This is a genomic window from Amycolatopsis pigmentata, from assembly GCF_042684065.1.
Taxonomy (GTDB): domain Bacteria; phylum Actinomycetota; class Actinomycetes; order Mycobacteriales; family Pseudonocardiaceae; genus Amycolatopsis_E; species Amycolatopsis_E pigmentata.
In genome coordinates, this window is sequence record NZ_JBHUKR010000009.1 from 388,363 (window position 1) to 413,647 (window position 25,285).

Below are 25,285 nucleotides of genomic sequence, written 5' to 3' on the forward strand. Positions count from 1 at the left end.
ATTGAGTCGTGAGCGTTCAGATCGGCATGGCGGCGGCCTTGGAGCAGTTCTCGCCGCGAGAATCCATCGAGCTGGCGGCGATGGGCGAGCAGCACGGGTTCTCCGGGCAGATGGCCGCCGACCACTTCCAGCCATGGGTACCGCAGCAGGGGCAGGCGTCGTTCGTGTGGAGCGTGCTCGCTTCGCTGGCCGAGAACACCACCGGTGACCTGGGCCCCGGGGTGACCTGCCCGTCGTTCCGGCTGCACCCCGCGATGGTGGCGCAGGCCGCGGCCACGCTCGAGGCCACCTACCCGGGCCGGACCTGGCTCGGCATCGGATCGGGCGAGGCGCTCAACGAGCACATCATCGGCGGGTACTGGCCGGAGGCGCCGGAACGCGTCCGCCGGATGTTCGAGGCGCTGGAAATCATCCGGAAACTGTTCAGCGGCAAGGACGTCAAGCACAACGGCGAGTTCTTCAAGCTGCACACCACCAGGCTGTGGACGCTGCCGGACACCCCGCCGCCGGTCTACATCGCCTCGGCGGGCCCGTACACCTCACGCAAGACCGGTGAGCTGGCCGACGGCCTGATCACGCCGGGGGCGTCGTTGGAGAAGCTGGCCGGCATCCTCGACAACTTCGGCCAGGGCGCGCGCAAGGCCGGCAAGGACCCGGACAGCATGCCGAAACTCCTTCAGGTGCATTTGTCGTGGGCGCCGACCGACGAGGAGGCGCTGGCCAACGCGCTGGACCAGTGGCCCAACGGCGGGATGAAGTTCCCGAAGGCCGACGTCCGTTCCCCGTTCGACTTCGGTCAGATGGCCAAGCTGGTGCGGGCCGAGGACTTCGAGGGCCGCATGGTCATCTCGTCCGACCCGGACGTGCACCGCGCCGCGCTGCAGAAGTTCGTCGACGCCGGATTCAACCGGATCTACCTGCACAACGTCGGCCGGAACCAGAAGGAGTGGATCGAGGTCTTCGGCCGCGAGGTCCTGCCGAAGCTCAAAGGCTAGGCCGCCGCGCGAAGCGCGTCCGTTGAGGGCGGTGGTGGGTGACGGGTGGGCTAGGCCGCCGCGCGAAGCGCGTCCGTTGAGGGTGGCGGTGGGCGACGGGTGGGCTTTCGGTGCGTCAGCGTTCGAGCAGGAGGCGCACCGAGAGTTCCAGCCGGGCGGCCACGTCGGCGGCCGAGGCGCGGCGCGTCACCCAGGCCACCAGGTTCGCCATCCACACGTCGGCGATCAGGTGGAACACGGCGCGGTCGTGCTCCGTGGGCTCGTCGATCCGCATCGCCTGGGCGAACATCTCCTCCATGAACCTGCCGACCTGTTCGACCTCGGCCGCCGCGCTGGTGTCGGCGAACATGAAGGCCCGTACCACCGCCTCGGTCAGGTGCGGGTCGCGCTGCATCATCCGGGTGTTGCGGCTGAGCACGAAGATCAACCGCTCCGCCGGCGTCTCGCCCGGGATGGTGCTCCTGGTCAGCCGTTCCTGGGCACGCTCGAACTCGCGGGCGAGCCCGGAGACCAGCAGGTGGATCTTGGACGGGAAGTAGCGGTACAGCGTGCCCAGCGCGACGTCCGCCCGTTCGGCCACGGCGCGCATCTGCACCGCGTCGTAGCCGCCCTTGGAGGCCAGCGCCAGCGTCGCGTCGAGGATGCGGCGGCGCCGGTCCCGTTGGGCGGCTGACCCCAGCTCCTCGCCGGGTGCGGCGCCCAGTCCGTTCTTGGCCTGGGCAGATACCTTCGACTTACCCGTCATCGGCAAATACTCCGAAACTTGTTTCAGTATGTCCGCATAGCTTACCTAACGGCAGTCTTTCGAAAAAACTGAAACACGTTCTATAGTGAGCCGCGTGGCGATGGCGATCACGGTGGAGCAGCGTGCCCTTGGCGAATCGATCCGTTCCTGGGCCTCCGGGGCGTCTCCGGCCGACCTGGTGCGAGCCCGGGAGGGCGGCGGCGAGGGCGACCTCGGCGCCGGACTGGCGGAGATCGGGTTGTTCGCGATCGCGGTACCCGAGGATCTCGGCGGCGCCGGGGCGAGCGTGGCCGACGCCGCGGTGGGCCTGGCGGAGGCGGCCGGTGTGCTCGCGCCCGGGAGGGTGTTCGGCACCCTCCTGGCGGCGCTGACGCTGAGCGCCCGGCCGGACTCGGCCGCCGCCAAGGAATTCTGCGCGCCGCTGGCCGACGGCACGGCACGCGCCGCGGTCGCGCTCGGGCCCGGTGATCTGACGGGTGTTCCGCTGGAGGGCTCCCCGGGTTTCCGGATGAGCGGCCGGTCCACCCCGGTGCTCGACGCCGGCGAGGAAACCCATCTGCTGCTCGCCGCCGACGTGAACGGATCGACGACCTGGTTCTTCTTGCCGCCCGGCTTGCCCGGCGTGCGTGTCGAACGCGCGGAAGCCCTGGACTTCTCGCGGGACCTGGGTTTCGTCGAACTCGAAGACGTCGAGGTGCCGCACACCGCGCTCGTCGCCGATCCCGGAGACCTCGCCGCGACCCTGGCCGCCGCCGAGGCCGCCGGTGTCGCCGCCTGGTGCGTGCGCACCGCGAGCGAGTACGCGAAGGTGCGGGAACAGTTCGGCAAGCCGATCGGGTCGTTCCAGGCCGTCAAACACCTGTGCGCGGAGATGCTCTGCCGGTCCGAACTCGCCGCCGCGCTGGCCTGGGACGCCGCCCGCGCCGCGGGGGACCCCGGCCAGCACCCGCTCGCCGCCGCCGTGGCCGCGTCCGCCGCGCTGGATGCGGCGGTGGACAACGCTAAGGACTGCGTCCAGGTGCTCGGCGGCATCGGCTTCACCTGGGAGCACGAAGCGCATCTCTATCTCCGCCGTGCCCTGTCCCTGCGCCAGTTGCTCGGTGGTTCGGCGCGCTGGCGCCGTCGCGCGGCCGAACTCGTGCTCTCCGGCGTGCGCCGCAGGCTTGGTCTCGACCTTCCGGTGGACGACGACGTACGAGCCACCGTGGCCGGAATAGCCGCGCTTCCCTCCGGGGAACAGCGGGCGCGGCTCGCCGAATCCGGCTATCTCATGCCGCACTGGCCCCAGCCCTACGGCCTCGGCGCGAGTCCCGAACTGCAACTGGTGATCGACGCCGAACTGGCCGCGGCCGGAGTCTCCCGTCCCGACCTCACCATCGGCGCCTGGGCGGTGCCCACCATCCTCGAACACGGGACGCCGGAACAGCGAGAGCGGTTCGCCGGTCCGACCCTGCGCGGCGAGATCGCCTGGTGCCAGCTCTTCAGTGAGCCGGGTGCCGGATCCGACCTCGCCTCCCTGCGCACCAAGGCATCCAAAGTGGAGGGTGGTTTCCGGCTGACCGGCCAGAAGGTCTGGACCTCGCTGGCACGCGAGGCGGACTGGGCGATCTGTCTGGCGCGCACCGGTGGTGAACGACACCGCGGGATCACCTACTTCCTGGTGGACATGGCCAGTGCGGGGATCGAGATCCGGCCGCTGCGCGAGATCACCGGTGACGAGGTGTTCAACGAGGTGTTCCTCGACGACGTGTTCGTGCCGGACGAGAACGTGGTCGGCGAGGTCGGCGGCGGATGGGCGCTGGCGCGGACCACGCTGGCCAACGAGCGGGTGGCGATGGGCGGCGGATCCTCGGTGGGCGAGGCGGTCGAGGAATTGCTGAGTACGGTGCGGTCACCGGACGCGGCGATGCTGGAACGCCTCGGTGCCCTGGTCGCCGAAGGGTCCGCGTGCTCGCTGCTCGAACTCAGGGCCGCGCTGCGCCGCCTGGGCGGTCACGACCCCGGGCCGGAATCCAGCGTCCGCAAGCTGATCGGCGTACGGCACCGGCAGGCGGTGGCGGAAACGGCGGTGGAATGGCAGGGACCGCTGGGCGCCCTGTCCGGGCCCGCCCAGCACGAGTTCCTGCTCACGCGGTGCCTCAGCATCGCGGGTGGTACCACGCAGATCCTGTTGAACGTCACCGCCGAGCGTCTCCTCGGCCTGCCTCGCTAAGAAGGTTTACCCAACCCGGCGACGAGGAGGTTCACCATCCGGCGGGCGTCGTAGCGGGTGTCGTTCTCCTCGGCGCCGATGCAGAGGTTTCCCACGCCGCGCATGAGTTCGAGGGCCCGCACGTCGGATCGGATCTCGCCGGACGCCACCGCGGCTTCGAGCAGTTCGGTGCACACGGGCACGAGGCGGTCGAGGAAGTAGGCGTGCAGCGCGTCGAAGCCGCCCTTGTCGGACCGGAGCACGGCGGCGAGTCCGTGCTTGGTGACCAGGAAGTCGACGAAGAGGTCGATCCACCGCACCAGTGCGGCGTAAGGGGACGCGCTGCTCGCCAGCAGGGCGGGTCCGGCCTCGGCGCAGGCCTCCACCTGATGCCGGTAGACGGCGATGATGAGGTCCGCCCGGGTCGGGAAGTGGCGGTAGATCGTGCCCATCCCGACGCCGGCCTTGGCCGCGATGTCGCGGACCGGCGCTTCCACGCCTGACGTCACGAAGACCGCGGCCGCCGCGTCGAGCAGGGTTTTCTCGTTGCGCCGGGCATCGGCGCGCTTGGGGCGTGCCGCGCTCTTGCCGCTGTCGTTCATCGCGCGGTTCCTTCCGTCACCGAGGCACTTGCAAAGCGGAACATAGTTCCGTATCGTTGGCGGAGCAACGTTCCGCTTAGTCCATGATGCCAGGGCGAAGGCCCGGCCACCACACCCCCTCGGAAAGGTTGTTCATGAGCAAGCCGAACACGATCACTGCCGGGAGACCGGCCGGCGTGTCCTCTCGTGTGGTCTCCGTAGGCCCGGTGGTGCTGTCCGCTCCGGGTCGTGGTGAAGAACTGCAGGTGCGAGTGTCGGCCCCGGAGACGGGGCGCGATCTGCCGATTGTCGTGTTCTCCCACGGATTCGGGTCTTCCTTGCGGGGATACGGTCCGTTGGCGGACTTCTGGGCCGCGCACGGTTTCGTGGTCGTTCAACCCACCCATCTCGATTCGAGGACGCTGAACCTTCCGTCGGACGATCCCCGGACACCACTGATCTGGCGTATCAGGGTCGACGACCTGAAGCGTGTGCTCGACCAGCTCGATTTCCTCGAAACGTCCGTTCCCGGTCTCGGCGGACGTCTCGACCGAAGCCGTATCGCCGTCGCCGGACATTCCTGGGGTGCCCAGACCGCGAGCATGCTCTTGGGCGCGCGAGTCCTTGATGCCGACGGCGAACAGGGGGAGGATCTGTCGGATTCACGGGTCAAAGCCGGTGTGCTCTTCGCCGTGACCGGTACGGGCGGAGCGGACCTGGCTCCGTTCGCGGCCGAGCAGATGCCGTTCATGAATCCGGGATTCGCGGACATGACCACGCCGGCTCTCATCGTCGCGGGGGATCACGACGACTCCCCGTTGTCGGTCCGTGGCCCGGACTGGTTCACCGACGCGTACTTCCTGAGCCCCGGCGAAAAGAGCCTGCTGACGCTGTTCGGTGCCGAACATTCACTGGGCGGGATCGCCGGCTACGAAGCCGCGGAAACGACGGACGAGAATCCCGAACGGGTCGCGTTGATTCAACGCCTCACCTCGGCCTACCTTCGCAGCGCGCTTTATCCCGAAGACTCCGGCTGGAGCGCCGCGCGCGCCGCGCTGAAGGACGCCTCCGATCCGCTGGGCCGGATCGAATACAAATGAATTCTCCGACGGTATCCGACGAAAAGAAATGGACCATCATGCCTGATTCACGGCCGCGTTTCGGGATCATGACCGCGCCCTCGCAGGTCGATTACCACGACGTCCGGCGAGTCTGGCGAGAAGCGGACGCGATCCCGGAAATCGAGCACGCGTGGCTCTACGACCACCTCATGCCGATCTTCGGCGACCCGCTCGGGCCGACCTACGAAGGCTGGACCCTGCTGTCCGCTCTCGCCGCGCAGACTCGGCGTCTCCGCCTCGGCCTGCTCGTGACGAGCAACCGCTTCCGGCCTCCCGCGCTGCTGGCCAAGATCGCCACGACGGTCGACATCGTGTCCGGCGGGCGGCTCGACTTCGGCATCGGTGTCGGCTCACGACCGGACCTTCCCCAAGCCCGCCGCGAGTACGAGGCCCACGGCGTGCCCTTCCACGACACCGCGCACGCCGTAGGCAGTTTCGCGGAGGCCGTCACGGTGATCCGGCGATTGTGGACCGAGGCCGAACCGTTCGACTTCGACGGCACTTATGTCCAGCTCGCCGGAGCGTTCGGCGATCCCAAACCCGTTCAGCGCCCGCATCCGCCGATCATGATCGGCGGGCGTTCGAACGCGACGCTGCGCGTGGTCGCCGAACATGCCGACCTGTGGAACATCCCCGGCGGGCAGGACATGGACGACCTCCTCCGGCGCAGCGCGGTGCTGGACCGCTACTGCGCCGAGATCGGTCGTGACCCCGCGACGATCACCCGCTCGATCCACCTTCCCGTCTCCTACGACAAGCCCGGCGAAACCCGGAAGGCGATCGCCGAGGCGATCGAGGCCGGCTTCCGGCACATCGTCCTCGGACTGTTGCCGCCGTACCCCGCCGCTGTCGCACGCTGGGTCGCCGACGAGTTCGTCACGACGGGCTAACCGTCCAAACGGGACCAGAACGCGGCCAGGGCGCGCGCCACCGGGTGCGGGTCGGTCACCGGCCACCAGTGTCCGACACCGGGGAGTTCGGCGATTTCGGCACCGGCGGCCTCGCCCGCGAACCGGTGCTGCGCAGGCGTTCCACTGGCTTGGTCCCTGTCCGCGAGCGCGATCAGGGCCAGGCCGGGCCGCTGTCGCGCCTTCGCGAGGCCGCGGCCCGCGTCGGCCATGACCGGCTGGGCGGCCGATCGCAGAAGCGAGAGCACCGCCCGCCCCATGCCGTCGTCCATACCGGCGGCCACGCGTTCCGCGGCCGGGCCGGTCATCCCGAGCGCGCCGACGACCTTCAGCCGCTGCTCCAGCGTGCCGCCGAAGAGTTCCTTCACCGAGGCCTCGCCTGCCCCTTCCTGTTGCCACACCTGGGCCCGCGCGTGCCAGACGTAGTCCGGGGCGAAGAGGCCGAGTGCGTCCGATGCCCAGCTGCGGATCAGATCCGGGCGGGTCATCGCGATCTGGGCGACGTGCGCGCCACCCCAGTCGTGGCCGACGAGATCGACGGGTTCCCGGAACTGCTCCAGCCGCGCGGCGAGCCATTCGCGATAGCCGTCGACGGTGGCGGAGAAGTCGTCCGAGGCGGGCACCCCGAAGCCGGGCGGGGACAGCGACACCGCGTCGTCCCGGCCGAGCGCGGCGATCAGCGGTCCCCACACGCCGGGGCTCTCCGGATTGCCGTGCACGAGTACCAGTGGAACGGCCATAATCACTCCTAAGTTGTGTGCATGTATGCAAGTAAGTGTAGCAGCGGCCGGTGCGGGAGACCACTGCCGGAAGCTACGGCGTGACCGCGAAGGCCGCGCGTACCGAGCGCGTCGCCTCGGTGATGAGGGTGGGGAGGTTGCGAACCGGGGGTTGGGCGATGAGTTGCAGCCCGGTCCCGCGGAGCAGGGCGAGGATCAGCACGGCGGCCGCGGCCGGGTTCGCGTCGGGCCGGATGGACCCGTCGGCGACGCCCTGGCGGACCACGTTCGCCAGGAGTTGCCGGAAGTCGGCGTCCCGGCGGGCGAACAGCGGAGCCAGCACGGGGTCGGCCGCGATCGCCTCGCCCCACAGCTGCAGGAACGCGCGCGCCGACGGGGTGCGTCGCACGACGTTGCGCAGGTACGCCTCGATGATCCGCGCCAGGTAGTCCAGGGCGTCGCCCTGGTAGTCGGGGACGTCGAACCGCTGCGCCTCGTCGACCACGGCTTCCAGCAGCCGTTCCCGGCTGCCGAAATGGTGGTAGACGATGCCGCGGCTGTAGCCGGCGGCCTCCCCGACCTCGGCGAGCGTGATGGCACGGGAGCCGCTGCGCGCGATGAGCGCCATTGCCGCGTCCAGCACGCGCCGCTCGGTCTCGGCGCGTCGTTGCTCCTGCGTTCGCCTGGCCGGGCGCTCGGTCATGCGTCGTGCTCCCCTGACGGCATCGTGGTCAACGAAGTGTGCCACGGCGTCCTTCCGCAGGTCTGGCGCCGCCTGACCTCGATACGACCCAGGTCGGCCCGCTAGCCCCGGGGGGTCACGCCGTCGAGGGCGATCCGCAGGAGGCGGCCCGCCCGCTCCGGATCGTCCTCGGCCTGGATGGCGATCCCGTTGGCCACAGCGAGCAGGTCCTCGACCGTGACCTCGGGGCGCAGCCGGCCTGCCCCGGCGGCGGTCGCCGCGAGTTCGGCGGCCACCTCCGCCAGCAAACCGTGGCAGGTGCCGGCGCCCTCGGTGGTCCGCAAGGAAACGGCCAGACCACGGGTGACGGCGGTGTAGCGGCGACCGGCTTCTCCGCGACCGGATGGGTGAATGTTAAATGAACGTTTCCGTTCTGGCCATCCCTTGAGTGTGCCACCTGGACTCGGTAGTTCTTGACGCGGACGGTCTCGTCTGTCGCGCTTCGCCGGGGAAGTGCGCGAATCAATGCGCGTGCACTACCAGGTCGTGGGAGGAATTTTGGCGGCGGATCGTTTTCGGGCCGACGTGGAACAGCTCAGGCGAGCGGCGCGCGGCCTCGGTGAATGTGTCGAAGAAACCGGAAGCCTGCTGAGCGCTCTCGATGGCGGGACCACTCCGGAATTCGCTTTCGGAATATCGCCGGAGGGTGAACGGGCGTCCGCCGAATATCGCACGATGCATGAATCGTTGCAGGACATGGTGCTCGGTATGCACGATTTGGCGCAGCGTCACCGGGATGCGCTGGAATCGATGACGCGGCTCTGTCGTGGAGTCGACGACGACGCGACGGCCGTGGCCGGGTTGCCCGCCCCGGACGGTCGATGACCGACGTCAACGCGGCCATCGTCGACGAGGCGATCCGTGTCCTCGAGAGTTTCGGCGTGGCCTACCCCGGGCGCGGCAGCGATGCCGAGGCGATCCGGGCACGGGCGGAGCAGTACCGGGAGCACGCCGACGCCATGCGGCAGTCCTACGGCCAGGTCGTTTCCTCCCTGAACGACATCGACTGGGCGGGCTCCGCCGCGGATTCCCATTCCCGGCTCGCGCAGTACCACCTCCAGTTGGCGAACGACGCCGCCGATCACCTGGACAGAGCCGCCGACCACCTGGAAACCCACGCGGCCAACGCCGGGCTGATCATCCGGACGATCATCGGCATAGCCCTGGAGATCCTGGAGGCATTGCTGGCGACCGTCGCCCTTTCCTGGGTGGTGGGCTGGATAGCCGGACTCATCTTCCTGAACCGGGCCTACTGGTTGATCAGCCGCGCGATCCAACTGTGCCAGGCGTTCCGCCGACTGGTGGCCTCCGCGGCCGAGGTCATGCGGGGGGTGGGCGCCACCGCGGGTAAAATCGCCGGATACGCCGGTGAGATCTTGACCAAATGGCTCCCCGCCTACCTTGCCGACGCCGCGACGATGTACACCGGCATGATGGCTCCCGAGTTCCTTTCCGGGCGGGGGTTGAGCAATGCCAGGGATGTCTTGCTCTACAGCCTCCTTCCGTTCGAGGCGCTCGATTTCGCTGGTTACTTCACCATTCACCTGCTGGAGCAGGAGACGAAGATCGGCAAGCGCGTCAAGAACGCGATCGACAACTACGGGACGCGGAGGGAGAGGGCCTCGCGTGAAAGCGATTCGCCCCGTTCTCCGTCCCGTGACGGCGGGGACAACGCGTCGGGTCCGCGGTCCGCGACCGAGGTGGCTCCGCCGGTACCGGCACCGGCGGAGGGCATCGCATTGATGACATTGCGCGATGGTGACTCCGTCCGTTCCGTGGCCGGTGGCGGTGAGCGGGCGTCCGGCCGGGACTCGACGGCCAAGGAGGAAACCCCGGAGGTGGAGGGCTCCGTGGTCACGCCGGGACCCGCGGCCTGGGAGCCTGACCTGGACGCGCTTGTCCATCGGAGTACCGATCTCACTCTGGTGACGCCTGAGGCGGTTCGCGAGGGTTCCGGACCGGTGCTGGAAAGAAAGACCACTGACCTGGATGTCGCCGCCGGTCCTTCCGCCGAGCGTGGCGGTGAGGCGGGCGCCGCGCCGGAATCGGCGGTCAAGGAGGGTACTGAGGTCAAGGAGGGACCCACGGTCGACGAGCCTGACTTGAACGCTCTTCTCCGCCGGAGCACCGATCTCACTCTGGTGGCTCCGGACGCCGGGCAGGTGGCCCGCACGGATTCCGGGCATGTGCTGGAAGACCAGGTGGCCCTGGACGAGCCCGCCGCTCCTTCCGTTGCCGGCCGCGGCGAAGCGGTGGCCGCCCAGGAATCGGCGGCAGGGGAGGGGCCCGAGGTGGACGCGAGCGTCCATCGGAGCACCGAGAATGTCTCGGTGCGGGTCTCGGAAACCGAAGAAGCCGCGGTGGGAGGCGCCGGATACCTGCCTCCGACCACGGCACAGGTCCTCTACGGTGCCGCACAGGAATTCATGGTGACCGCCACCGGCAACACCATTCTCAACCTGGCCCACGGCGACACTGATCCGAGGCACATGGTGTGGGGCCTGCTGGGCGGCGGCACCTTCGCGGCGGCCGACAAGGCACTGCGGAACCGGTACGCCCTCCCTTACGTGATGAGCAAGAAGCCGGAGGGGTTGCCGGACGGTTTGTGGCTGTGGACGGTGGCCCAGGTCATGAAGGCGGGGGTGCACTCCGCACGGTTCACCCTGAAGGCGCCCTTCACCGATCTGGTGCTCGGATCGGACATCGACACCCAGTTGGGCTCTTTGCCCTCTTCCTGACCATGCGCGTGCGGGCGGTGTCGGTGGCCGGTCCTATCGTGACTGCGTGGAACTCACACCGGCCACCAGGGCGATCTTCGTGCCCTCCGACCCGCCCCGCCGAGGCGTGCTCGCCCTGTGGGGTGACGGTGGTGGGGACACCCCCATCGAACTCGTGCTGCCCGACGGGAAGTCGTTCCGGCGCATGAAGGTCGACGCCCACGTGCTGCCGGTGGCGGAGGCGATCGGGCTCCTGCTCACCGTCACCGACCCGCCCAACCGCACCATCGAGGCGTGGAGCGCCGCGGTGGCGGCCGCGTTGAACGTGGTGGCTCGCGGCCGGGTCCTGCCCGCCGCGAGCCCCGGCGGGTACGACTCGTGGCGGGCAGGTCCGCTCGAGAGCGCCGACGAAGAACTCATCCGGGGCCTCGCGGCCGCGTTGCCGCCCGAAGCGCACGCGCTGCCCCTGTCCGGGCTGAAACGGATCCGCCTGCATTCCCCGGAGTCGCTCATCCGAGCGCTCTGGGACGCGGTCGCCGACGTGCTGGCGCGTACGCCCGCCGCCCGGTTCGCTTCGGCCGAGCCCGCCTTCGCGGACCCGGAGCCGACCCTGCTGAGCTCCGCCGACGCCGCGTGGCTCACCGCGCAGCAGCCTTCCGGGGCGCACCTGTCGCTGCGCATCGAGATCCGCGAAGAAGGCGAGGATTTCTCCTTCGCCGGGGTCATCGCCCTGCGCAGTGCCGCCGACCCGAGCCTGGTGGTCGACGCGGCGACCCTGTGGCAGGCGCCGGACGCCGTGCTCAGCCGGTTCGGCGACCAGGTCGAGGCACGGCTGCTCATCGGTTTGCGCCGCGCCGCCCGCGCCTGGCCCCCGCTGAACCGGGCGCTCGAGGCGGCCGCCCCGGGCGAACTGGCGCTCACCGACGACGAGATCGTCGAACTGCTCAGCCACGATCCCCTCCGCGAGGCGGGCGTGGAAGTCTTGTGGCCCAAGGGAATGTTCGCCGACGCGGTGCGCGTGCGGGCCGGCGCGACGCCGTCGCCCGGCAGCGAATCGGCCTCGGCGTTCCGCCTGACCGACCTGCTTTCCTTCCGCTGGCAGCTCAGCGTCGGCGGTCAGCCGCTCACCGAGGAGGAAGTCACCGCGCTGGCCGAGGCGAAACGGCCTATCGTCCGCCTGCGCGGGCAGTGGGTGCGGGCCGACGAGGCCATGCTCGCCAGGCTCCGGCGCCGCACGCGCACCCTCACCGGTGCCGAGGCCCTCGCGGCCGCGCTGGCCGGCACCGTCGAGGTCGAGGGGGAGCGGCTCGATTTCTCGCCCCCGCAAGCAATTGCGGACCTGCTGGAGCGCGTCCGGAACGACACCGCCCGCGTGAGCGGTCCGCCTCCTGGCCTTGAGGCCACGCTGCGGCCCTACCAGTTGGCCGGGCTGGGGTGGCTCGCCACCATGACCGCGCTCGGCCTCGGCGGCTGCCTGGCCGACGACATGGGTCTCGGCAAGACGATCCAGCTCATCGCCCTGCACCTGCATCGGCGCGCGCTCGGCGCGGGCCCCACGCTCGTCCTCTGCCCGACCTCACTGCTCGGCAACTGGGAGCGCGAATTCGCGAAGTTCGCCCCGAAGATCCCGGTGCGCCGGTTCCACGGCGGCGGGCGGCATCTCGACGCGCTCGCGCCGGACGAGGTCGTGCTCGCCACCTATGGCGTGCTGCGCCGGGACAGGTCCGCGCTCGCCGAGGCGGGCTGGGGCCTCATCGCCGCCGACGAAGCTCAGCACGTGAAGAACCCGTTGTCCGCCACGGCGAAGGAACTGCGGAAGATCCCCGCGGCCGCCCGCGTCGCCCTCACCGGCACCCCGATGGAGAACCGGCTCACCGAGCTCTGGTCCATTGTGGACTGGACGACGCCGGGCCTGCTGGGCAGCCTCGAACACTTCCGCCGTACCGTCGCCCGGCCCGTCGAGCGTCATCGCGACGCGGAGGCCACCGCGCGGTTCGCCGCCATGGTCCGTCCGTTCCTGTTGCGGCGGCGCAAGACAGACCCGGACATCGCGCCGGAACTTCCGCGCAAGACCGAGACCGACCGGTTCGTCCCGCTGACCACCGAACAGGCGACGCTGTACGAGGCGGTGGTCCGCGAGAACATGGCCGTCATCCGCGAGTCGCGCGGTGTGCAACGGCGCGGGCAGGTGCTCAAGATGCTCACCGAGCTCAAGCAGATCTGCAACCATCCGGCCCAGTACCTCAAGGAAGACGGTCCGCTCACCGGCCGGTCCGGGAAGCTCGCGGCCTTCGAGGAACTGCTCGACGTGATCCTCGACGAGGGCGAGAGCGTGCTCGTGTTCAGCCAGTACGTCCAGCTCTGCCGGTTGCTGGCGGCGCGTCTGACCGAACAGGGCGTCGGCGCGGAACTGCTGTCGGGCGCCGTGACGGCGGACCGGCGCGAGCGGATGGTGAGCCGGTTCCAGGCCGGGGAGATCCCGGTCTTCCTGTTGTCGCTCAAAGCGGGCGGGGTCGGGCTGAACCTCACCAGGGCCACCCATGTGATCCACTACGACCGCTGGTGGAATCCCGCGGTGGAGGACCAGGCGACCGACCGCGCCTACCGCATCGGCCAGGACCGGCCCGTCCAGGTCCACCGGCTGATCGCCGAAGGAACCCTGGAAGAACGGGTCGCCGCGGTGCTGGAGACCAAGCGCGGGCTCGCCGAAGCCGTGATCGGCGCCGGCGAGGACTGGATCACCGAACTGTCCGACCAGCAACTCGCCGACCTCGTGCGCCTCGGGGAGACACCATGACCGCCGGCCCGTGGGGACAGTGATGGCCCGGCGCAACTTCGGAAGCACCTGGTGGGGACGAGCCTGGGTCGACGCCCTGGAAGGCCGTGCCCAGATCGACCCCAACCGCCTGCCGCGCGGCCGGACCTACGCGCGCAAGGGCCAGGTGGGTGCGCTCGAGGTGACGGCGGGGCAGATCAAGGCCAGGGTCCAGGGCAGCCGTCCGGTCCCGTATCGCGTCACCATCGGCACCCACCGGTTTTCCGCGCGGGACTGGGAGACCTTGCTGGACACGATCGGCGGCCAGATGGGCTACACGGCGGCGCTGCTCGACGGGGAACTCCCACCCGAACTCGCCGAGCACGCGCGGTCGGCCGGCGTCGATCTGTTGCCGGGGCCGGGAGACCTGTGGCCGCGGTGTTCCTGTCCCGACTCGGCCGACCCGTGCAAGCACGCGGCCGCCGTCTGTTACCTGGTCGCCGACGAGGTCGACGCGGATCCGTTCGTGCTGTTCCTGTTGCGGGGCAAGGGCCGCGACGAGCTCCTCGCCGAATTGCGTGCCCGCCGGGCCCGGCCGCCCGGCGCCGAAGCCGCGCTCGACGAGGGTGTCGAGCCTGAGGACGCCTTCGCCCGCACACCGGGTGCTCTGCCCGCGCTGCCCCCGATTCCGGAAGGGCCGGCCCGTCCGCTCCCGCTGCCCTCGGACCCGCCGCCGGGCAGCGCCCTGCGCACCGATGTCCTGACGGACCTGGCCACGAACGCCGCCACGGTCGCCTGGCACGCGCTGACCGACGGTCCCGGCGAGGTTTTCGGCCTGTCCCTGGAAGAGGATCTCGCGCGCCGGGCCGCCATCATGCCGGACGTCACCGTGCTCGCCGCGCACGCCGGAATGCCGGTCAAGGAACTCACCCGCTGGGCGATCGCCTGGCGCGAAGCCGGGCGCGGCGGGTTGAACGTCCTGCGGGAGATTTGGCAGCCACCGCGCGGAAAAACGGCCGAAGCCCGCGCCGAACTGGACGAGGCGGACCTGCCCGGCGAGACGGTGGTCTGGCGCAACCGGGTCACTCGCGGAGACGTCCAGCTCCGGCTGGGCCGCGACGGCCGCTGGTATCGCTTCGCCCGGAGGAGTCTCGGCTGGGTTCCTTCCGGCCCGGGCTCCGTCCATCCGGTCGACGTGCTGTCCTGAAGCGTTGCGGTGACTCAGGGTTCGCGCGCGCGCAGATAGCTCCATTCGAGGAAGCGCTCCACGCCACGCACCACGTGCGCGCTGCGGATCGAGGGGAACACGTCGAAGGCGTGTTGCGCTCCCGGGATTTCGGCGTAGGCGACCGGATTCGGCGACGTCTCCCGCAGCCGCCGCACGAACTCGCGCGCTTCCCGCACCGGAACCAGCGTGTCGCGCTCGCCGTGGATCACGAAGAACGGCGGCGCCTTGTCGGTGATCCGGTCGAGCGGGGACGCGGCGATGTAGTCGTCGAGGAACCGCACCGGATCCTTGCCGACCACGTAACGGGCGATCAGGCCCTTGAGCCGTCGCTGGCTCGCCGGTGAGCCGCTGGTCGCCGCGAAGTCGTAGACGCCGTAATGCGGTACGCACGCCTGCACGCTGGTGTCCACCTCGGTGAAGCCGGGTTGCAGGGCCGCGTCGTTCGGCGTGAGCGCCAGCAGGGCCGCGAGGTGGCCGCCCGCGGAACCGCCGGTGACCGCCAGGAACGAGGGATCGCCCCCGTAGGAGGCGATGTTCCGCCGGATCCAGGCCACCGCCCGCTTGACCCCGATCATGTGCTCGGGCCACCGGGATGACGGCGAGAGCGGATAGTTGATCGCCACGCAGACCCAGCCGCGCCGCGCCATGTGCAGCATCAGCGGGATGCCCTGATGGTCCTTGCTGTCCACCATCCACGCGCCACCGTGGATCTGCAGCAGGACCGGGCTGTTTTCGACCGGCTCCTTCGGGCGGTAGATGTCGAGCAGGAATCGCTTGCCCCCAGGGGCATAGGCGATGTCACGGTCCCGGCGGACGTCCGGGTCGCGCATCCGGAACGGCAACACGAGCTGTCCCCACGGTGTCGCCAGATCCCGGGGATCCGGCGGGCGCCGGAGGTTCTGCGCGTAGCGCGGGCCCAGCGCTTCGGCCAGTGCGCGCTCGACCTCACCGCGTGCCCGTTGCGAATCCACGATCAACGCGCCGAGCCCCGCGGCCGACAGGGCCGCCAGGCCGACCCCGATCCGGTCCGACCGCTCGCGCAGGCCGTGCCGGGCGAGGTGTGCGAGCGTGTCGGCGGCGGTCAGGGCGAGCAGGTGCGGAGCCAGCTCACCGGTCAGCCACCCGGCGAAGAACGCCGCGATCGACGTTCTCTCACCGCCCAGCGGCCGCAACGCGTTGGCCGTCAATACCAGTTGTGCCGCTCTCCTGGTGAGGAACCGCGATCTCAGTGCCTGTCTTGAAACCCGCGGTACCTTCGGGAGGCGGGTTCGACCACTCACCTTGACCAGGCACCTCCCCGTTTGAAGACGGACTCTCCTGACGCACCATGGTAACCGCTGGCCTACCCTGGAGCTGTGCAAGCGCTCAGCGGTCTCGACGCCAGTTTTCTGTACCTGGAAACACCTTCGCAGCCGCTGCACGTCTGCGCCCTGCTCACTCTGGACGTCTCGACGATTCCTGGCGGCTACGATTTCGCCGCCTTCACCGGGTCACTCGACCAGCGCGTCCGTGCCATCCCGGAATTCCGCCGGAAACTGCACAATTCGCCGCTGAACCTCCGGCACCCGGTGTGGGTCGAGGACACCGACTTCGACATCGACCACCACGTGCACCGCATCGGCCTGCCCTCGCCCGGTGACCACGCGACGCTCGCCGAGCTGTGCGCGCACTTCGCCGGGCAGACGATGGACCGCAGCCGTCCGCTGTGGGAGATGTACGTCATCGAAGGGCTTCCCGGCGGCCGCGTCGCGGTGATGTTGAAGATGCACCATTCGACCGTCGACGGGGTCGGCGGCGCGAACATCATCGCGTATCTGGCGGGGACCGAGCCCGGTACTCTGCCGCCCCTGCCCGAAACATCCCCGATCCCGTCGCCGCCCGGACATCTGGACCTGTTGAAGGCCAGCCTGGCCGAGTTCGCCCGCCGTCCCGCCGAACTGGCCCGGTTGCTGCCCGACCTGGCCGGCGTGGTGCCGCGCTGGTTGCTCCGGGCGCTGCGCCGTCAGGGCATGCCCGTGCCGTTCACCGCGCCGCGTACGTCGCTCAACAGCACCATCACCGGGCACCGCAGCGTCGCGTTCACCTCGATGGACCTCGACGCGGTGAAGAAGGTGAAGAACGCCTTCGGTGTCACGGTGAACGACGTCGTGCTCGCGCTGTGCACCGGCGCGTTGCGCCGTTTCCTCGCAGAAAGGGGCGAGCTGCCGGACGACCCGCTCGTGGTGACGGTTCCGGTCTCGCTGCACAACCGCTCCGAACACGGCACCGGCAGCAACCGGGTTTCGGCGTTCTTCGCCTCCCTGCCCACCCAGCTCGCCGATCCGGCGGCCCGCGTCTACGCGATCGCCGAGAGCAACCGGCTGGCGAAGGAACACCACTACAGCATCGACGCCGACATGCTGCAGGACTGGGCACAGTTCGCCGGCCCGTTCCTGTTCCGGCTCGGAGTGCGTGCCTACTCGGCCCTCCGGCTCGCCGAAAAACACCCCGTGGTGCACAACCTCGTGATCTCCAACGTGGCCGGGCCACCGGCGCCGCTCTACCTGCTCGGCGCGCGGATCACCGGGATGTACCCGCTCGGGCCGGTGTTCCACGGTGCCGGCCTCAACATCACCGTGATCTCCAACGCCGGCCGGGTCGACGTCGGACTCCTCGCCGCGCAAGAACTCGTTCCAGATCCGTGGCCACTGGCGGACGCGATCGCGGATGAGCTGAAAGAGCTTCTCGGCGCGAAGTGAGCCTTGCCCCAGAGGGCCATCCTCGGCTAGAACTAGAACAGGTTTCAGTTACAGCTGAGGAGCCCGTGTGGACTTCACCCTCGACGAGACCCAGCGCGAAATCGCCGCGCTGGCCGCCGCCGTCCTGGACAAGGAACCCGGCGAGGCGGTCTGGCGGGCACTGGCCGAGGCCGGGTTGCTGGCGCTGGCGTTGCCACCGGACCTCGACGGCGACGGGCTGGGCATCGCCGAGGTGGCGATCGTGCTCACCGAGATCGGCCGTGCCGCGGCCGAGGTGCCGGCGCTCACCCTCGCCCTCGGTCTCCTGCCGCTGGCCGAACTCGGCACTCCCCGGCAGAAGGCGGAGCTGCTGCCGGAGATCGCGGCGGGAACCGCCGTCGTCACGGCCGCCGTCCACGAGCCGTCGGCACCCCTTCCCGCCCGGCCCGCCACCACCGCGGTAGCCGAAGACGGCGCCTGGGTGCTCAACGGGGTCAAGACGGCGGTGCCCTACGCCGCCGAGGCCACCAGAATCCTCCTGCCGGCCTCACTTCCCGGCGGCACGGGCGTCTTCGTGCTCGACCCCCGCACCGACGGCGTCACCGTCACCGGGTCGGCGATCCGGCTGGAGAACGTGATCGCGACCGACGCGGACCTGGTGCGAGACCGCGAACCCGGGCAGGCGATCGCCACTCTGCACCGCCACGCGATCGCCGGAGCGGCCGCGCTGGCCGACGGCGCCCTCGCCGGCGCCCTCGCGCTGACCACCGGGCACATCGGACGGCGCGAACAGTTCGGTAAGCCGCTCGCCACCTTCCAGGCCGTCGCCCAGCAGATCGCCGATGTCTACATCGCTTCGCGTACCTTGCACCTGGCCGTGCTCTCGGCCGTGTGGCGGATGGCCGCGGGGCTCGACGCGCAAGCCGATCTCGACGTCGCCGCCTACTGGCTCGCCGACCAGGCGCCGGAGGCCATCGGCATCTGTCATCACCTGCACGGCGGGCTGGGCGTCGACATCACCTACCCACTGCACCGGTACTACACGTTGCTCACGGAGACGAGCCGTTTCGTGGCAGGAGCGGAAGACCGGCTCGGGGAGCTGGTGCGCTGATGTTCATCGAACTGACCACGGCACAGCAACGGCTGCGGGCCGAACTCCGCCGCTACTTCGCCGGCCTCGTCACGCCGGAGGAACGGAAGTCGCTGCTCCGGGAACGGCACGGCGAGACCTACCGGCGCATCGTCCGCCGGATGGGGCAGGACGGCTGGCTCGGGGTGGGCTGGCCGGAGGAATACGGTGGACGCGGGTTCGGTGACATCGAGCAGCACATCTTCGCCGACGAGGCCGCCAGGGCGGACGTGCAACTGCCCTCCGTCACGCTGCAGACCGTCGGTCCCACCTTGCAGCAGTTCGGCACCAGCGAGCAGAAGGCGTTCTTCCTGCCCAAGATCCTGGCCGGCGAAATCCACTTCGCGATCGGGTACACCGAACCCGACGCCGGCACGGACCTGGCCTCCTTGCGCACTTCCGCGACCCGCGACGGCGACGACTTCGTCGTGAACGGCCAGAAGATCTTCACCACGGGCGGCCACGACGCCGACTACATCTGGCTCGCCGTGCGCACCGACCCGGCCGCGCCCAAGCACAAGGGCATCTCGATCCTCATCGCCGACACCACCGATCCCGGATATTCGTGGACACCGATCATCACCTGCGACGGTGCCCACCATGTCAACGCGACGTACTACTCCGACGTCCGGGTACCGGCGAACCGGTTGGTGGGCAAGGAGAACCAGGGCTGGAAGCTGATCACCACCCAGCTCAACCACGAACGCGTCATGCTCGGTCCGGCCGGGCGTATCGGCGGTCTCCACGACCGTGTCCGGGAATGGGCTTCGACGCGCAAGTCCCCGGACGGCGTGCCCCTGCTGGATCTCCCGGACGTCCGGCGCGCCCTGACCGAATCGCTGGTCACGACCCGGATCAACGAACTGCTCAACTGGCAGGTCGCCGCGAGGTCCGGCGATGACCCGGCGGACGCGGGTGACCCGGGGACAGCCATCGCCGACGCGTCGGCCACCAAGGTGTTCGGCTCGGAGCGAGTCCAGCGGATCGGGCGCGTGCTCGGGGAGATCGTCGCCCGGCACGGCGACTTCACCGATCCGGCCACCACCGAACTCGCCGAGTGGCTCGACGTGATCGCCCGCCGGAACCTGGTGCTGACCTTTGGTGGCGGAGTGAACGAAATCCAGCGGGAGCTGATCGCCATGACCGGCCTGAAACTGCCGAGGGTGCCACGATGACACCTCCTGTGCCGACTCGCGGCTGCCAAGGCGATCACTGTGACCTCGCGGAGGACCAGAGATGACGATCGAAGAAGAAGCGGAGCGCGTTGCCGCGCGAGGGCCGTCGCGACCGCGTGAAGCCCGCGACCCGGTGAACCAGGCGATGATCAACAACTGGGTCGAGGCCATCGGTGACCGGAATCCGGTGTACACCGACCCCGGTTTCGCGGCCTCGTCCGTCCACGGTGGACTGGTCGCGCCGCCCGCCATGGCCCAGGTCTGGAGCATGCCCGGCCTGCACGGCGGCCGTAGCGACGACGATCCGCTCGGCGCGATGATGACCATCCTCGACGAGGCCGGCTACACCTCCGTGGTGGCCACCAACTCGGAGCAGACCTATCACCGTTACCTCCGGCACGGCGAGCGGGTTTCGACATCCCTCACCTTGGAGGACGTCACCGGCCCGAAACGCACCGCACTCGGCGAGGGCTGGTTCGTCACCACGAAGACCACCTGGTCCGTCGGCGAGGAGCCGGTCGCGGAGATGCTCTTCCGCGTGCTCAAGTTCAAGCCGAAGCAGAAGCCCTCCCCGGCCGCCGTGCTGCGGCCGGTGATCAGCCGGGACACCGAGTTCTTCTGGGAGGGCACGCGCGCGGGGGAACTGCGGATCCAGCGATGGGGCGACAAGCTCCGGCATCCGCCCGGACCCATGCCGCCGGACGGCGACCTCGACCTCAAGCCGGACTACGTGGTGGCGAGCGGACGGGGCACGGTCTACAGCTTCGTCGTCCATCACCGCCCCGCGGTGCCCGGCAAGGCACTGCCGTTCGTGATCGCGCTGGTCGAGTTGGAGGAGGGAGTGCGGATGCTGGGCGAACTCGTCGACGCCGACCCATCTTCGGTCCACATAGGACAAAGGGTCCAGTCCGACTTCGTCCGGGTGGACGAAGAACTGACGCTGCCCGTGTGGAAGGTCGCCCCATGACGAGCACCGGCACCGAACTTCCGCCGCTGACCTTCGAGGTCACCCCGACGTTCGTGATCAGCACCGCGCTGGCCACCCGCGACTTCCAGGACGTGCACCACGACCGGGACGCCGCGGTTCGCCGTGGCAGCAAGGACATCTTCGTCAACATCCTCACCGACACCGGCCTGGTACAACGGTTCGTCACCGACTGGGCCGGTCCGGAGGCACTGGTGAAATCCATCAAGATCAGGCTCGGCGTGCCCTGCTACGCCGGGGACACCCTGGTGCTGTCGGGACGGCTGACCGCGCTCGACGGGCGCGACGCCACGGTCCAGGTCACCGGGACCGTGGCCGCCGGCGAGCACATCACCGGCACGGTTTCGCTCACACTCCCGGAGGACACACCGTGAACGCCGCGATCGTGGGGGCGGGCGCCACCGAGTTCTCGAAGGACTCCGGGCGCAGCGAGCTGAGGCTGGCCTGTGAGGCCATCCTCGCGGGACTCGCCGACGCCGGCCTGAAACCGTCCGATGTGGACGGACTGGTGTCGTTCACGATGGACGGCAACAGTGAGATCTCCGTCGCCCGCGAGCTGGGCATCCCGGAGCTGACCTTCTTCAGCCGCATCCACTACGGCGGGGGCGCCGCGGCGGCCACGGTGCAGCAGGCGGCCATGGCGGTCGCGACCGGGGCGGCGAAGGTCGTGGTGGCCTACCGCGCGTTCAACGAGCGATCCGGGCACCGGTTCGGGCAGGTGTCGAGTGCGGCGGCGGGCCAGGTCAACTCCTCGGGCGTGGACAACAGCTTCCACTACCCGATGGGCCTGGCGACCCCGGCGGCGACGGTCGCCATGGTCGCCCGGCGCTACCAGCACACCTACGGCGCCACCAGTGAGGACTTCGGCCGGATCGCCGTCGTCGACCGTGCCCACGCGGCCACCAACCCGAACGCCTGGTTCTACGGCAAACCCATCACCCTGGCCGATCACCAGGCCTCTCGCTGGATCGCCGAGCCCCTCCGCCTGCTCGACTGCTGCCAGGAAACCGACGGTGGAGTCGCCCTGGTCATCACGAGCACCGAGCGCGCCCGCGACCTGCCGCACCCGCCCGCCGTGATCGCGGCCGCGGCCCAGGGCAGCGGGCCCGACCAGTACATCATGACCAGCTACTACCGCGACGAACTCGAGGCGCTGCCCGAAATGGCCGTGGTCGGGCGGCAACTGTGGGCGCGTTCCGGCCTCGGACCGTCCGATATGGACGTTGCCGTGCTGTACGACCACTTCACCCCGTACGTGCTGCTTCAGTTGGAGGAGCTCGGTTTCTGCGGGAGGGGCGAGGCCAAGGACTACATCGCGGGCGGCACCCTGGAACTGGATGGCGAACTTCCCCTCAACCCCCATGGCGGTCAGCTCGGAGAGGCCTACATTCACGGTATGAACGGCATCGCCGAGGCCGTGCGGCAGATCCGTGGCACCGCCGTGAACCAGGTGGCCGGGGCCGAGCACGTGCTGGTCACGGCGGGAACCGGCGTGCCCACCTCCGGTCTCGTGCTGGCCCGGGACCAGTAAGCACTGTGTTTCAAAGGCGCGCGATCGGATTTGCGTAGACGGGCCGTGACTCTCGCCGTCGGCCTGCTCTGGGCAAGCAGGCGGCCCGCCTGGAGAAAATCCGAGGCCTTCGGCACTGGCGCGCACCTACTCACCGCATGTGGAGACACGGGCCTTTGAAACGTGGCGGCCTCACCTGATTGCAGGCTGGCGTGGTCGCGCGGCGGCGAGTGATGGTTGAAGCCATGCACATTCCGGTCGCGGTCGCGTGGACGCTCGTCGTCCTGTTCGCCGTGCTCGTCGTCCCGAGCGTGTCCCGGCTGGTGCGCGTCGATCCGGGCCGCCTCGCCTGGACCGCCCGGGAGACCGATCTGACCGAACTGTTGATGGCGCTGGCCATGGTCGCGATGGTGTCGCCGCTCGGCGGGCCGATCCCGGCGGCGGGCTGGGCGGCCGTGCTGGCGCTGGCCGCCGGATGGTTTCTGGTCGCGGCTTTCCGCAGGCGCCGATGCTGCGCCGTGCACCACGCGGTCGTGGCCATCGCGATGCTGTACATGATCGTCGCGATGCCCGGGCAGCACACGGATCACGGACCTTGGCTGACCATGTCCGGGATGGGCACGGCCCGGCTCGCGTTCCCCGCACTGGCGGCCCTCGCCGCCGCCTACTTCGCCTACGACGCCGTCCGGGTCGGTACCCGGGCGGCCCGCAACGCGCGTACCGCCGGCATGAGGGACGCGACCGTCGTCCGCCCGATCTGCCGTTCCGTCATGGGAGCGGCCATGGCTTATCTGTTCGTCGCCGCCGTTTGGTAGCCACCGGGGGATCAGGTGGTCGTCAGCACCGCGTCGGCGAGCACCGGTGCGCCGCCGCGTTCGGGAACACTCGCGGTGACAAGGAGACGCTCCCCGTCCCGCCAGACGCGGACGCGGAGAGTCTCGCCCGGCACGACGATCCCGGCGAACCGGGCCGAGAACGACTCGACCCGGGTGACGTCCGCGTCGAGCATCGTGTCGGTGACGGCCTTCGCCACGATGCCGTAGGTGCACAGGCCGTGCAGGATCGGCGCGTCGAAGCCGGCGGCGCGGGCGAACTCCGGATCGGCATGCAGCGGGTTGCGGTCCCCGCACAACCGGTAGAGCAGCGCCTGCTGCGGCAAAGTCGGAATGTCGACAACCGAGTCCGGGTCGCGATCCGGGAGCGCGATCCGCTCCGAGCTACCGCGTCGGCCGCCGAAACCGCCTTCGCCCCTGGCGAAGATGCTCGACCGCGATGTCCACAGTGGACCACCGTCCGGCTCGGTCACCACGGTCTCGTTCATGATCACCGCCGCGGTGCCCTTGTCGAGCACGTCGACGATGCGGGTGCGGGCGACCGCCTTGCCCTCCGGGGGAACGGGCCGGTGCACCGTCACCGCCTGGGTGCCGTGCACCACCTTGTCGAGCGCGATCTCCACGCCGGGAAAGGAAACGGCCGGTGGCTCGTCCGTCCGCGCGTTCGCCGCCACGGTCGCGAAGGTGGGCAGCACGCGCAGGTCGCGCTCGTAGGTGTAGCGCAATTCCCGTTCGTCCACCGGGTTCCCGCCGGCTCCGAGCGCCAGATGGTAGAGCAGCACGTCGGAGGCCGTCCACGAGAAGGACTCCTCACCCAGGTCGGCGCCGATCGCGCGTTCGGGATCTATCGGCACGTTCGCTCCTACTCGTAGCTGACCGAGACCTCGTCGGTGAGCGGCAAAGACTGGCAGGCCAGCACGATGCCCTCCGCGATGTCCTCGGAATCGAGCACCTCGTTGTTCAACATCTTGACCTCACCGGAAACGATCCGGCAGGCGCACGCACTGCATTGGCCCTCGCGGCACGAGTAGGGCGCGTCCAGTCCCTTCGCCAGCAGCAGATCGAGCAGTTTCTGCTGCCGTGGCCAGGAAAACTCCCGCTCCTCACCGTCGAGGTTCACGCGCACCGTGCTCGTCTCTCCGCTCGGAACAGGCGCGACCGGTGTCTCGCCCGCCGGAGCGGGCGCCGCCGCGGTCTCGAACGGGTTCCCGCCGAGCGAGACGAACTTCTCCAGGTGCACGCGGCGCCGGGGGAATCCCAGTTCCTCGAGCGCTTGCTTGGCCGCGGCCATGAAAGGAGCCGGTCCGCAGAGGAACGCCTCGAAGGAGGCGAACGGCTCGGCCAGCGCCCGCAGTTGCGCCACCCCCGGCAGACCCTGCACGGTTTCCAGCCAGTGCACGATGAGCAGGCGATCGGCATGGTCACGGGCGAGGACGGCGAGTTCGTCGGCGAAGATCACCGACCGCTCGTCCCGGTTCGCGTAGACCAGGACGATCCGTCCCGAGCCTTCGCGCAGGGCGGCCTTGACGATCGACACGACCGGGGTGATCCCGCTTCCGGCCGCGAACAGCAGCAGGTCCTCGTCGAACGACCGAGGGCCGAACACCCCGGCCGGAGGCAGAACCTCGACCTTCGCGCCCGCCCGGAGGTTGTCGCAGATCCAGTTCGACCCGTAACCGCCGTCGGTGCGCTTCACCGTGACCTTCAGCCGGGACCCCTCGTGCGGCGCGCTCGAGAGCGAGTAGCAGCGCGCGACGGCACCCGCCCGCAGGGTGAGAAACTGACCGGGCCGGTACCGGAAGGCCTCCTCCTGCTCCGCGGTCACTTCGAACACCACGGACCGGGCGTCGGAGGTCTCCTCGATCACCTCCGCCACCGTCAACGCGTGCGGCTCACTCATCCAGTACCCCGAACTCGCCTTTTCTGGCCGCTTCCGCGATGCTCGCGCTCAGTCGTTCGCAGGTGTCCAGCAGCGCCGTGTGCGTTCCGGCGGCGGCTTGCTCGGCGAAGACCGGGCAGCCGCTCACCGCGTCCGTGATCCACTGGATGCTGGTGTGCTTCATGCTGTTCTTCTTCGCCAGCACGCGGTTCCCGCAGGACGAACAGTCGTGCGGCCGGAAGCCGCCGGCCAGGAACTCGACGCGCTCCGCGACCGTCTCGGTGCCTGTTGGTGAACGCGCCGCCTGGTCACTTTGATCAGGTAACTCACGATTCGCGGACAGTCTCTCGGGCAC

The 25,285-nt window shown here is 69.6% G+C and carries 24 protein-coding genes; 14 read left to right on the forward strand and 10 right to left on the reverse strand.

Features of this window, described 5'->3' with window-relative positions:
- Positions 1 to 26 precede the first annotated feature (26 nt).
- On the forward strand, positions 27 to 995 hold the full coding sequence (locus ACFSXZ_RS21285; RefSeq protein ID WP_378266997.1) for a TIGR03557 family F420-dependent LLM class oxidoreductase: 969 nt from the start codon (positions 27 to 29) through the stop codon (positions 993 to 995).
- 115 nt (positions 996 to 1,110) lie between these two features.
- On the opposite strand, the gene kstR is transcribed toward ACFSXZ_RS21285, so the two are convergent.
- Entirely contained in the window at positions 1,111 to 1,740 is a 630-nt protein-coding gene (gene kstR / locus ACFSXZ_RS21290; protein WP_378266868.1) for a cholesterol catabolism transcriptional regulator KstR, read from the reverse strand.
- 100 nt (positions 1,741 to 1,840) lie between these two features.
- On the opposite strand from kstR, the gene ACFSXZ_RS21295 reads away from it, so the two are divergent.
- The gene (locus ACFSXZ_RS21295) at positions 1,841 to 3,952 is read left to right on the forward strand and encodes an acyl-CoA dehydrogenase family protein (RefSeq protein ID WP_378266998.1); all 2,112 of its coding nucleotides are present in this window, start codon (positions 1,841 to 1,843) and stop codon (positions 3,950 to 3,952) included.
- Here ACFSXZ_RS21295 and ACFSXZ_RS21300 read toward each other — a convergent pair.
- Positions 3,949 to 4,533 carry a TetR/AcrR family transcriptional regulator gene (locus tag ACFSXZ_RS21300; protein ID WP_378266869.1) on the reverse strand — a complete coding sequence of 195 codons (585 nt, stop codon included), beginning with the start codon at positions 4,531 to 4,533 and terminating at the stop codon, positions 3,949 to 3,951. The two genes, ACFSXZ_RS21295 and ACFSXZ_RS21300, sit on opposite strands and share 4 nt — an antisense overlap.
- A gap of 134 nt (positions 4,534 to 4,667) precedes the next feature.
- Here ACFSXZ_RS21300 and ACFSXZ_RS21305 point away from each other — a divergent pair, with 134 nt between their 5' ends.
- Positions 4,668 to 5,612: an alpha/beta hydrolase family protein gene (locus tag ACFSXZ_RS21305; protein WP_378266870.1), complete on the forward strand. Its 945-nt coding sequence runs from the start codon at positions 4,668 to 4,670 to the stop codon at positions 5,610 to 5,612.
- 38 nt (positions 5,613 to 5,650) lie between these two features.
- The gene (locus tag ACFSXZ_RS21310) at positions 5,651 to 6,523 is read left to right on the forward strand and encodes an LLM class flavin-dependent oxidoreductase (RefSeq protein ID WP_378266871.1); all 873 of its coding nucleotides are present in this window, start codon (positions 5,651 to 5,653) and stop codon (positions 6,521 to 6,523) included.
- On the opposite strand, the gene ACFSXZ_RS21315 is transcribed toward ACFSXZ_RS21310, so the two are convergent.
- The 4 genes from ACFSXZ_RS21315 to ACFSXZ_RS21330 all read right to left on the reverse strand — a co-directional run bounded on the left by ACFSXZ_RS21315 (position 6,520) and on the right by ACFSXZ_RS21330 (position 8,734).
- The gene (locus tag ACFSXZ_RS21315; protein ID WP_378266872.1) at positions 6,520 to 7,281 is read right to left on the reverse strand and encodes an alpha/beta fold hydrolase; all 762 of its coding nucleotides are present in this window, start codon (positions 7,279 to 7,281) and stop codon (positions 6,520 to 6,522) included. The two genes, ACFSXZ_RS21310 and ACFSXZ_RS21315, sit on opposite strands and share 4 nt — an antisense overlap.
- Before the next feature lie 73 nt (positions 7,282 to 7,354).
- Positions 7,355 to 7,963 carry a TetR/AcrR family transcriptional regulator gene (locus ACFSXZ_RS21320; protein WP_378266873.1) on the reverse strand — a complete coding sequence of 203 codons (609 nt, stop codon included), beginning with the start codon at positions 7,961 to 7,963 and terminating at the stop codon, positions 7,355 to 7,357.
- A 101-nt stretch (positions 7,964 to 8,064) separates the two neighbouring features.
- Positions 8,065 to 8,469: an SbtR family transcriptional regulator gene (locus ACFSXZ_RS21325; RefSeq protein WP_378266999.1), complete on the reverse strand. Its 405-nt coding sequence runs from the start codon at positions 8,467 to 8,469 to the stop codon at positions 8,065 to 8,067.
- On the reverse strand, positions 8,465 to 8,734 hold the full coding sequence (locus ACFSXZ_RS21330) for a hypothetical protein (protein WP_378266874.1): 270 nt from the start codon (positions 8,732 to 8,734) through the stop codon (positions 8,465 to 8,467). The genes ACFSXZ_RS21325 and ACFSXZ_RS21330 overlap by 5 nt, the downstream gene beginning before the upstream one ends.
- A gap of 89 nt (positions 8,735 to 8,823) precedes the next feature.
- Between ACFSXZ_RS21330 and ACFSXZ_RS21335 the strand changes: the two genes are divergently transcribed.
- Genes ACFSXZ_RS21335 through ACFSXZ_RS21345 form a run of 3 tightly spaced genes read left to right on the forward strand, consistent with a single transcriptional unit; the run spans position 8,824 to position 14,681 of the window.
- Positions 8,824 to 10,740 carry a WXG100 family type VII secretion target gene (locus tag ACFSXZ_RS21335; protein ID WP_378266875.1) on the forward strand — a complete coding sequence of 639 codons (1,917 nt, stop codon included), beginning with the start codon at positions 8,824 to 8,826 and terminating at the stop codon, positions 10,738 to 10,740.
- A gap of 46 nt (positions 10,741 to 10,786) precedes the next feature.
- On the forward strand, positions 10,787 to 13,516 hold the full coding sequence (locus ACFSXZ_RS21340) for a DEAD/DEAH box helicase (RefSeq protein ID WP_378266876.1): 2,730 nt from the start codon (positions 10,787 to 10,789) through the stop codon (positions 13,514 to 13,516).
- Between the two features lie 10 nt (positions 13,517 to 13,526).
- Entirely contained in the window at positions 13,527 to 14,681 is a 1,155-nt protein-coding gene (locus tag ACFSXZ_RS21345; protein ID WP_378266877.1) for an SWIM zinc finger family protein, read from the forward strand.
- A 14-nt stretch (positions 14,682 to 14,695) separates the two neighbouring features.
- Here the strand turns inward: ACFSXZ_RS21345 and ACFSXZ_RS21350 are convergent, their stop codons facing one another.
- Positions 14,696 to 15,931 (reverse strand): alpha/beta hydrolase fold domain-containing protein, encoded by a 1,236-nt coding sequence (locus ACFSXZ_RS21350; protein WP_378267000.1) that lies wholly within the window; start codon positions 15,929 to 15,931, stop codon positions 14,696 to 14,698.
- 126 nt (positions 15,932 to 16,057) lie between these two features.
- Between ACFSXZ_RS21350 and ACFSXZ_RS21355 the strand changes: the two genes are divergently transcribed.
- The 7 genes from ACFSXZ_RS21355 (at position 16,058) to ACFSXZ_RS21385 (ending at position 23,033) form a co-directional block, all read left to right on the forward strand.
- Positions 16,058 to 17,440 carry a WS/DGAT/MGAT family O-acyltransferase gene (locus ACFSXZ_RS21355; protein WP_378266878.1) on the forward strand — a complete coding sequence of 461 codons (1,383 nt, stop codon included), beginning with the start codon at positions 16,058 to 16,060 and terminating at the stop codon, positions 17,438 to 17,440.
- A 67-nt stretch (positions 17,441 to 17,507) separates the two neighbouring features.
- Positions 17,508 to 18,530 carry an acyl-CoA dehydrogenase family protein gene (locus ACFSXZ_RS21360; RefSeq protein WP_378266879.1) on the forward strand — a complete coding sequence of 341 codons (1,023 nt, stop codon included), beginning with the start codon at positions 17,508 to 17,510 and terminating at the stop codon, positions 18,528 to 18,530.
- Positions 18,530 to 19,723: an acyl-CoA dehydrogenase family protein gene (locus ACFSXZ_RS21365; protein ID WP_378266880.1), complete on the forward strand. Its 1,194-nt coding sequence runs from the start codon at positions 18,530 to 18,532 to the stop codon at positions 19,721 to 19,723. The genes ACFSXZ_RS21360 and ACFSXZ_RS21365 overlap by 1 nt, the downstream gene beginning before the upstream one ends.
- 61 nt (positions 19,724 to 19,784) lie before the next feature.
- Entirely contained in the window at positions 19,785 to 20,690 is a 906-nt protein-coding gene (locus tag ACFSXZ_RS21370) for a bifunctional MaoC family dehydratase N-terminal/OB-fold nucleic acid binding domain-containing protein (RefSeq protein ID WP_378266881.1), read from the forward strand.
- Complete coding sequence (locus tag ACFSXZ_RS21375; RefSeq protein ID WP_378266882.1) at positions 20,687 to 21,082, forward strand: MaoC family dehydratase; 396 nt, start codon at positions 20,687 to 20,689, stop codon at positions 21,080 to 21,082. The genes ACFSXZ_RS21370 and ACFSXZ_RS21375 overlap by 4 nt, the downstream gene beginning before the upstream one ends.
- Positions 21,079 to 22,239 (forward strand): lipid-transfer protein, encoded by a 1,161-nt coding sequence (locus tag ACFSXZ_RS21380; protein ID WP_378266883.1) that lies wholly within the window; start codon positions 21,079 to 21,081, stop codon positions 22,237 to 22,239. The genes ACFSXZ_RS21375 and ACFSXZ_RS21380 overlap by 4 nt, the downstream gene beginning before the upstream one ends.
- 224 nt (positions 22,240 to 22,463) lie before the next feature.
- Entirely contained in the window at positions 22,464 to 23,033 is a 570-nt protein-coding gene (locus tag ACFSXZ_RS21385) for a DUF5134 domain-containing protein (protein ID WP_378266884.1), read from the forward strand.
- Positions 23,034 to 23,044: 11 nt separating this feature from the next.
- Here the strand turns inward: ACFSXZ_RS21385 and ACFSXZ_RS21390 are convergent, their stop codons facing one another.
- Genes ACFSXZ_RS21390 through ACFSXZ_RS21400 form a run of 3 tightly spaced genes read right to left on the reverse strand, consistent with a single transcriptional unit; the run spans position 23,045 to position 25,285 of the window.
- Positions 23,045 to 23,905 carry a MaoC/PaaZ C-terminal domain-containing protein gene (locus ACFSXZ_RS21390; protein WP_378266885.1) on the reverse strand — a complete coding sequence of 287 codons (861 nt, stop codon included), beginning with the start codon at positions 23,903 to 23,905 and terminating at the stop codon, positions 23,045 to 23,047.
- A gap of 8 nt (positions 23,906 to 23,913) precedes the next feature.
- Positions 23,914 to 24,951, reverse strand: a complete 1,038-nt coding sequence (locus ACFSXZ_RS21395) for a 2Fe-2S iron-sulfur cluster-binding protein (RefSeq protein ID WP_378266886.1) — start codon at positions 24,949 to 24,951, stop codon at positions 23,914 to 23,916.
- Positions 24,944 to 25,285: a hypothetical protein gene (locus ACFSXZ_RS21400; protein WP_449224282.1), complete on the reverse strand. Its 342-nt coding sequence runs from the start codon at positions 25,283 to 25,285 to the stop codon at positions 24,944 to 24,946. The genes ACFSXZ_RS21395 and ACFSXZ_RS21400 overlap by 8 nt, the downstream gene beginning before the upstream one ends.

Coding starts and splice junctions, on each gene's coding strand:
- ACFSXZ_RS21285 (WP_378266997.1), top strand. CDS start 27: ATGGCGGCGGCCTTGGAGCAGTTCTCGCCGCGAGAATCCATCGAGCTG.
- kstR (WP_378266868.1), bottom strand. CDS start 1,740: ATGACGGGTAAGTCGAAGGTATCTGCCCAGGCCAAGAACGGACTGGGC.
- ACFSXZ_RS21295 (WP_378266998.1), top strand. CDS start 1,841: ATGGCGATCACGGTGGAGCAGCGTGCCCTTGGCGAATCGATCCGTTCC.
- ACFSXZ_RS21300 (WP_378266869.1), bottom strand. CDS start 4,533: ATGAACGACAGCGGCAAGAGCGCGGCACGCCCCAAGCGCGCCGATGCC.
- ACFSXZ_RS21305 (WP_378266870.1), top strand. CDS start 4,668: ATGAGCAAGCCGAACACGATCACTGCCGGGAGACCGGCCGGCGTGTCC.
- ACFSXZ_RS21310 (WP_378266871.1), top strand. CDS start 5,651: ATGCCTGATTCACGGCCGCGTTTCGGGATCATGACCGCGCCCTCGCAG.
- ACFSXZ_RS21315 (WP_378266872.1), bottom strand. CDS start 7,281: ATGGCCGTTCCACTGGTACTCGTGCACGGCAATCCGGAGAGCCCCGGC.
- ACFSXZ_RS21320 (WP_378266873.1), bottom strand. CDS start 7,963: ATGACCGAGCGCCCGGCCAGGCGAACGCAGGAGCAACGACGCGCCGAG.
- ACFSXZ_RS21335 (WP_378266875.1), top strand. CDS start 8,824: ATGACCGACGTCAACGCGGCCATCGTCGACGAGGCGATCCGTGTCCTC.
- ACFSXZ_RS21365 (WP_378266880.1), top strand. CDS start 18,530: ATGTTCATCGAACTGACCACGGCACAGCAACGGCTGCGGGCCGAACTC.
- ACFSXZ_RS21370 (WP_378266881.1), top strand. CDS start 19,785: ATGACGATCGAAGAAGAAGCGGAGCGCGTTGCCGCGCGAGGGCCGTCG.
- ACFSXZ_RS21375 (WP_378266882.1), top strand. CDS start 20,687: ATGACGAGCACCGGCACCGAACTTCCGCCGCTGACCTTCGAGGTCACC.
- ACFSXZ_RS21385 (WP_378266884.1), top strand. CDS start 22,464: ATGCACATTCCGGTCGCGGTCGCGTGGACGCTCGTCGTCCTGTTCGCC.
- ACFSXZ_RS21395 (WP_378266886.1), bottom strand. CDS start 24,951: ATGAGTGAGCCGCACGCGTTGACGGTGGCGGAGGTGATCGAGGAGACC.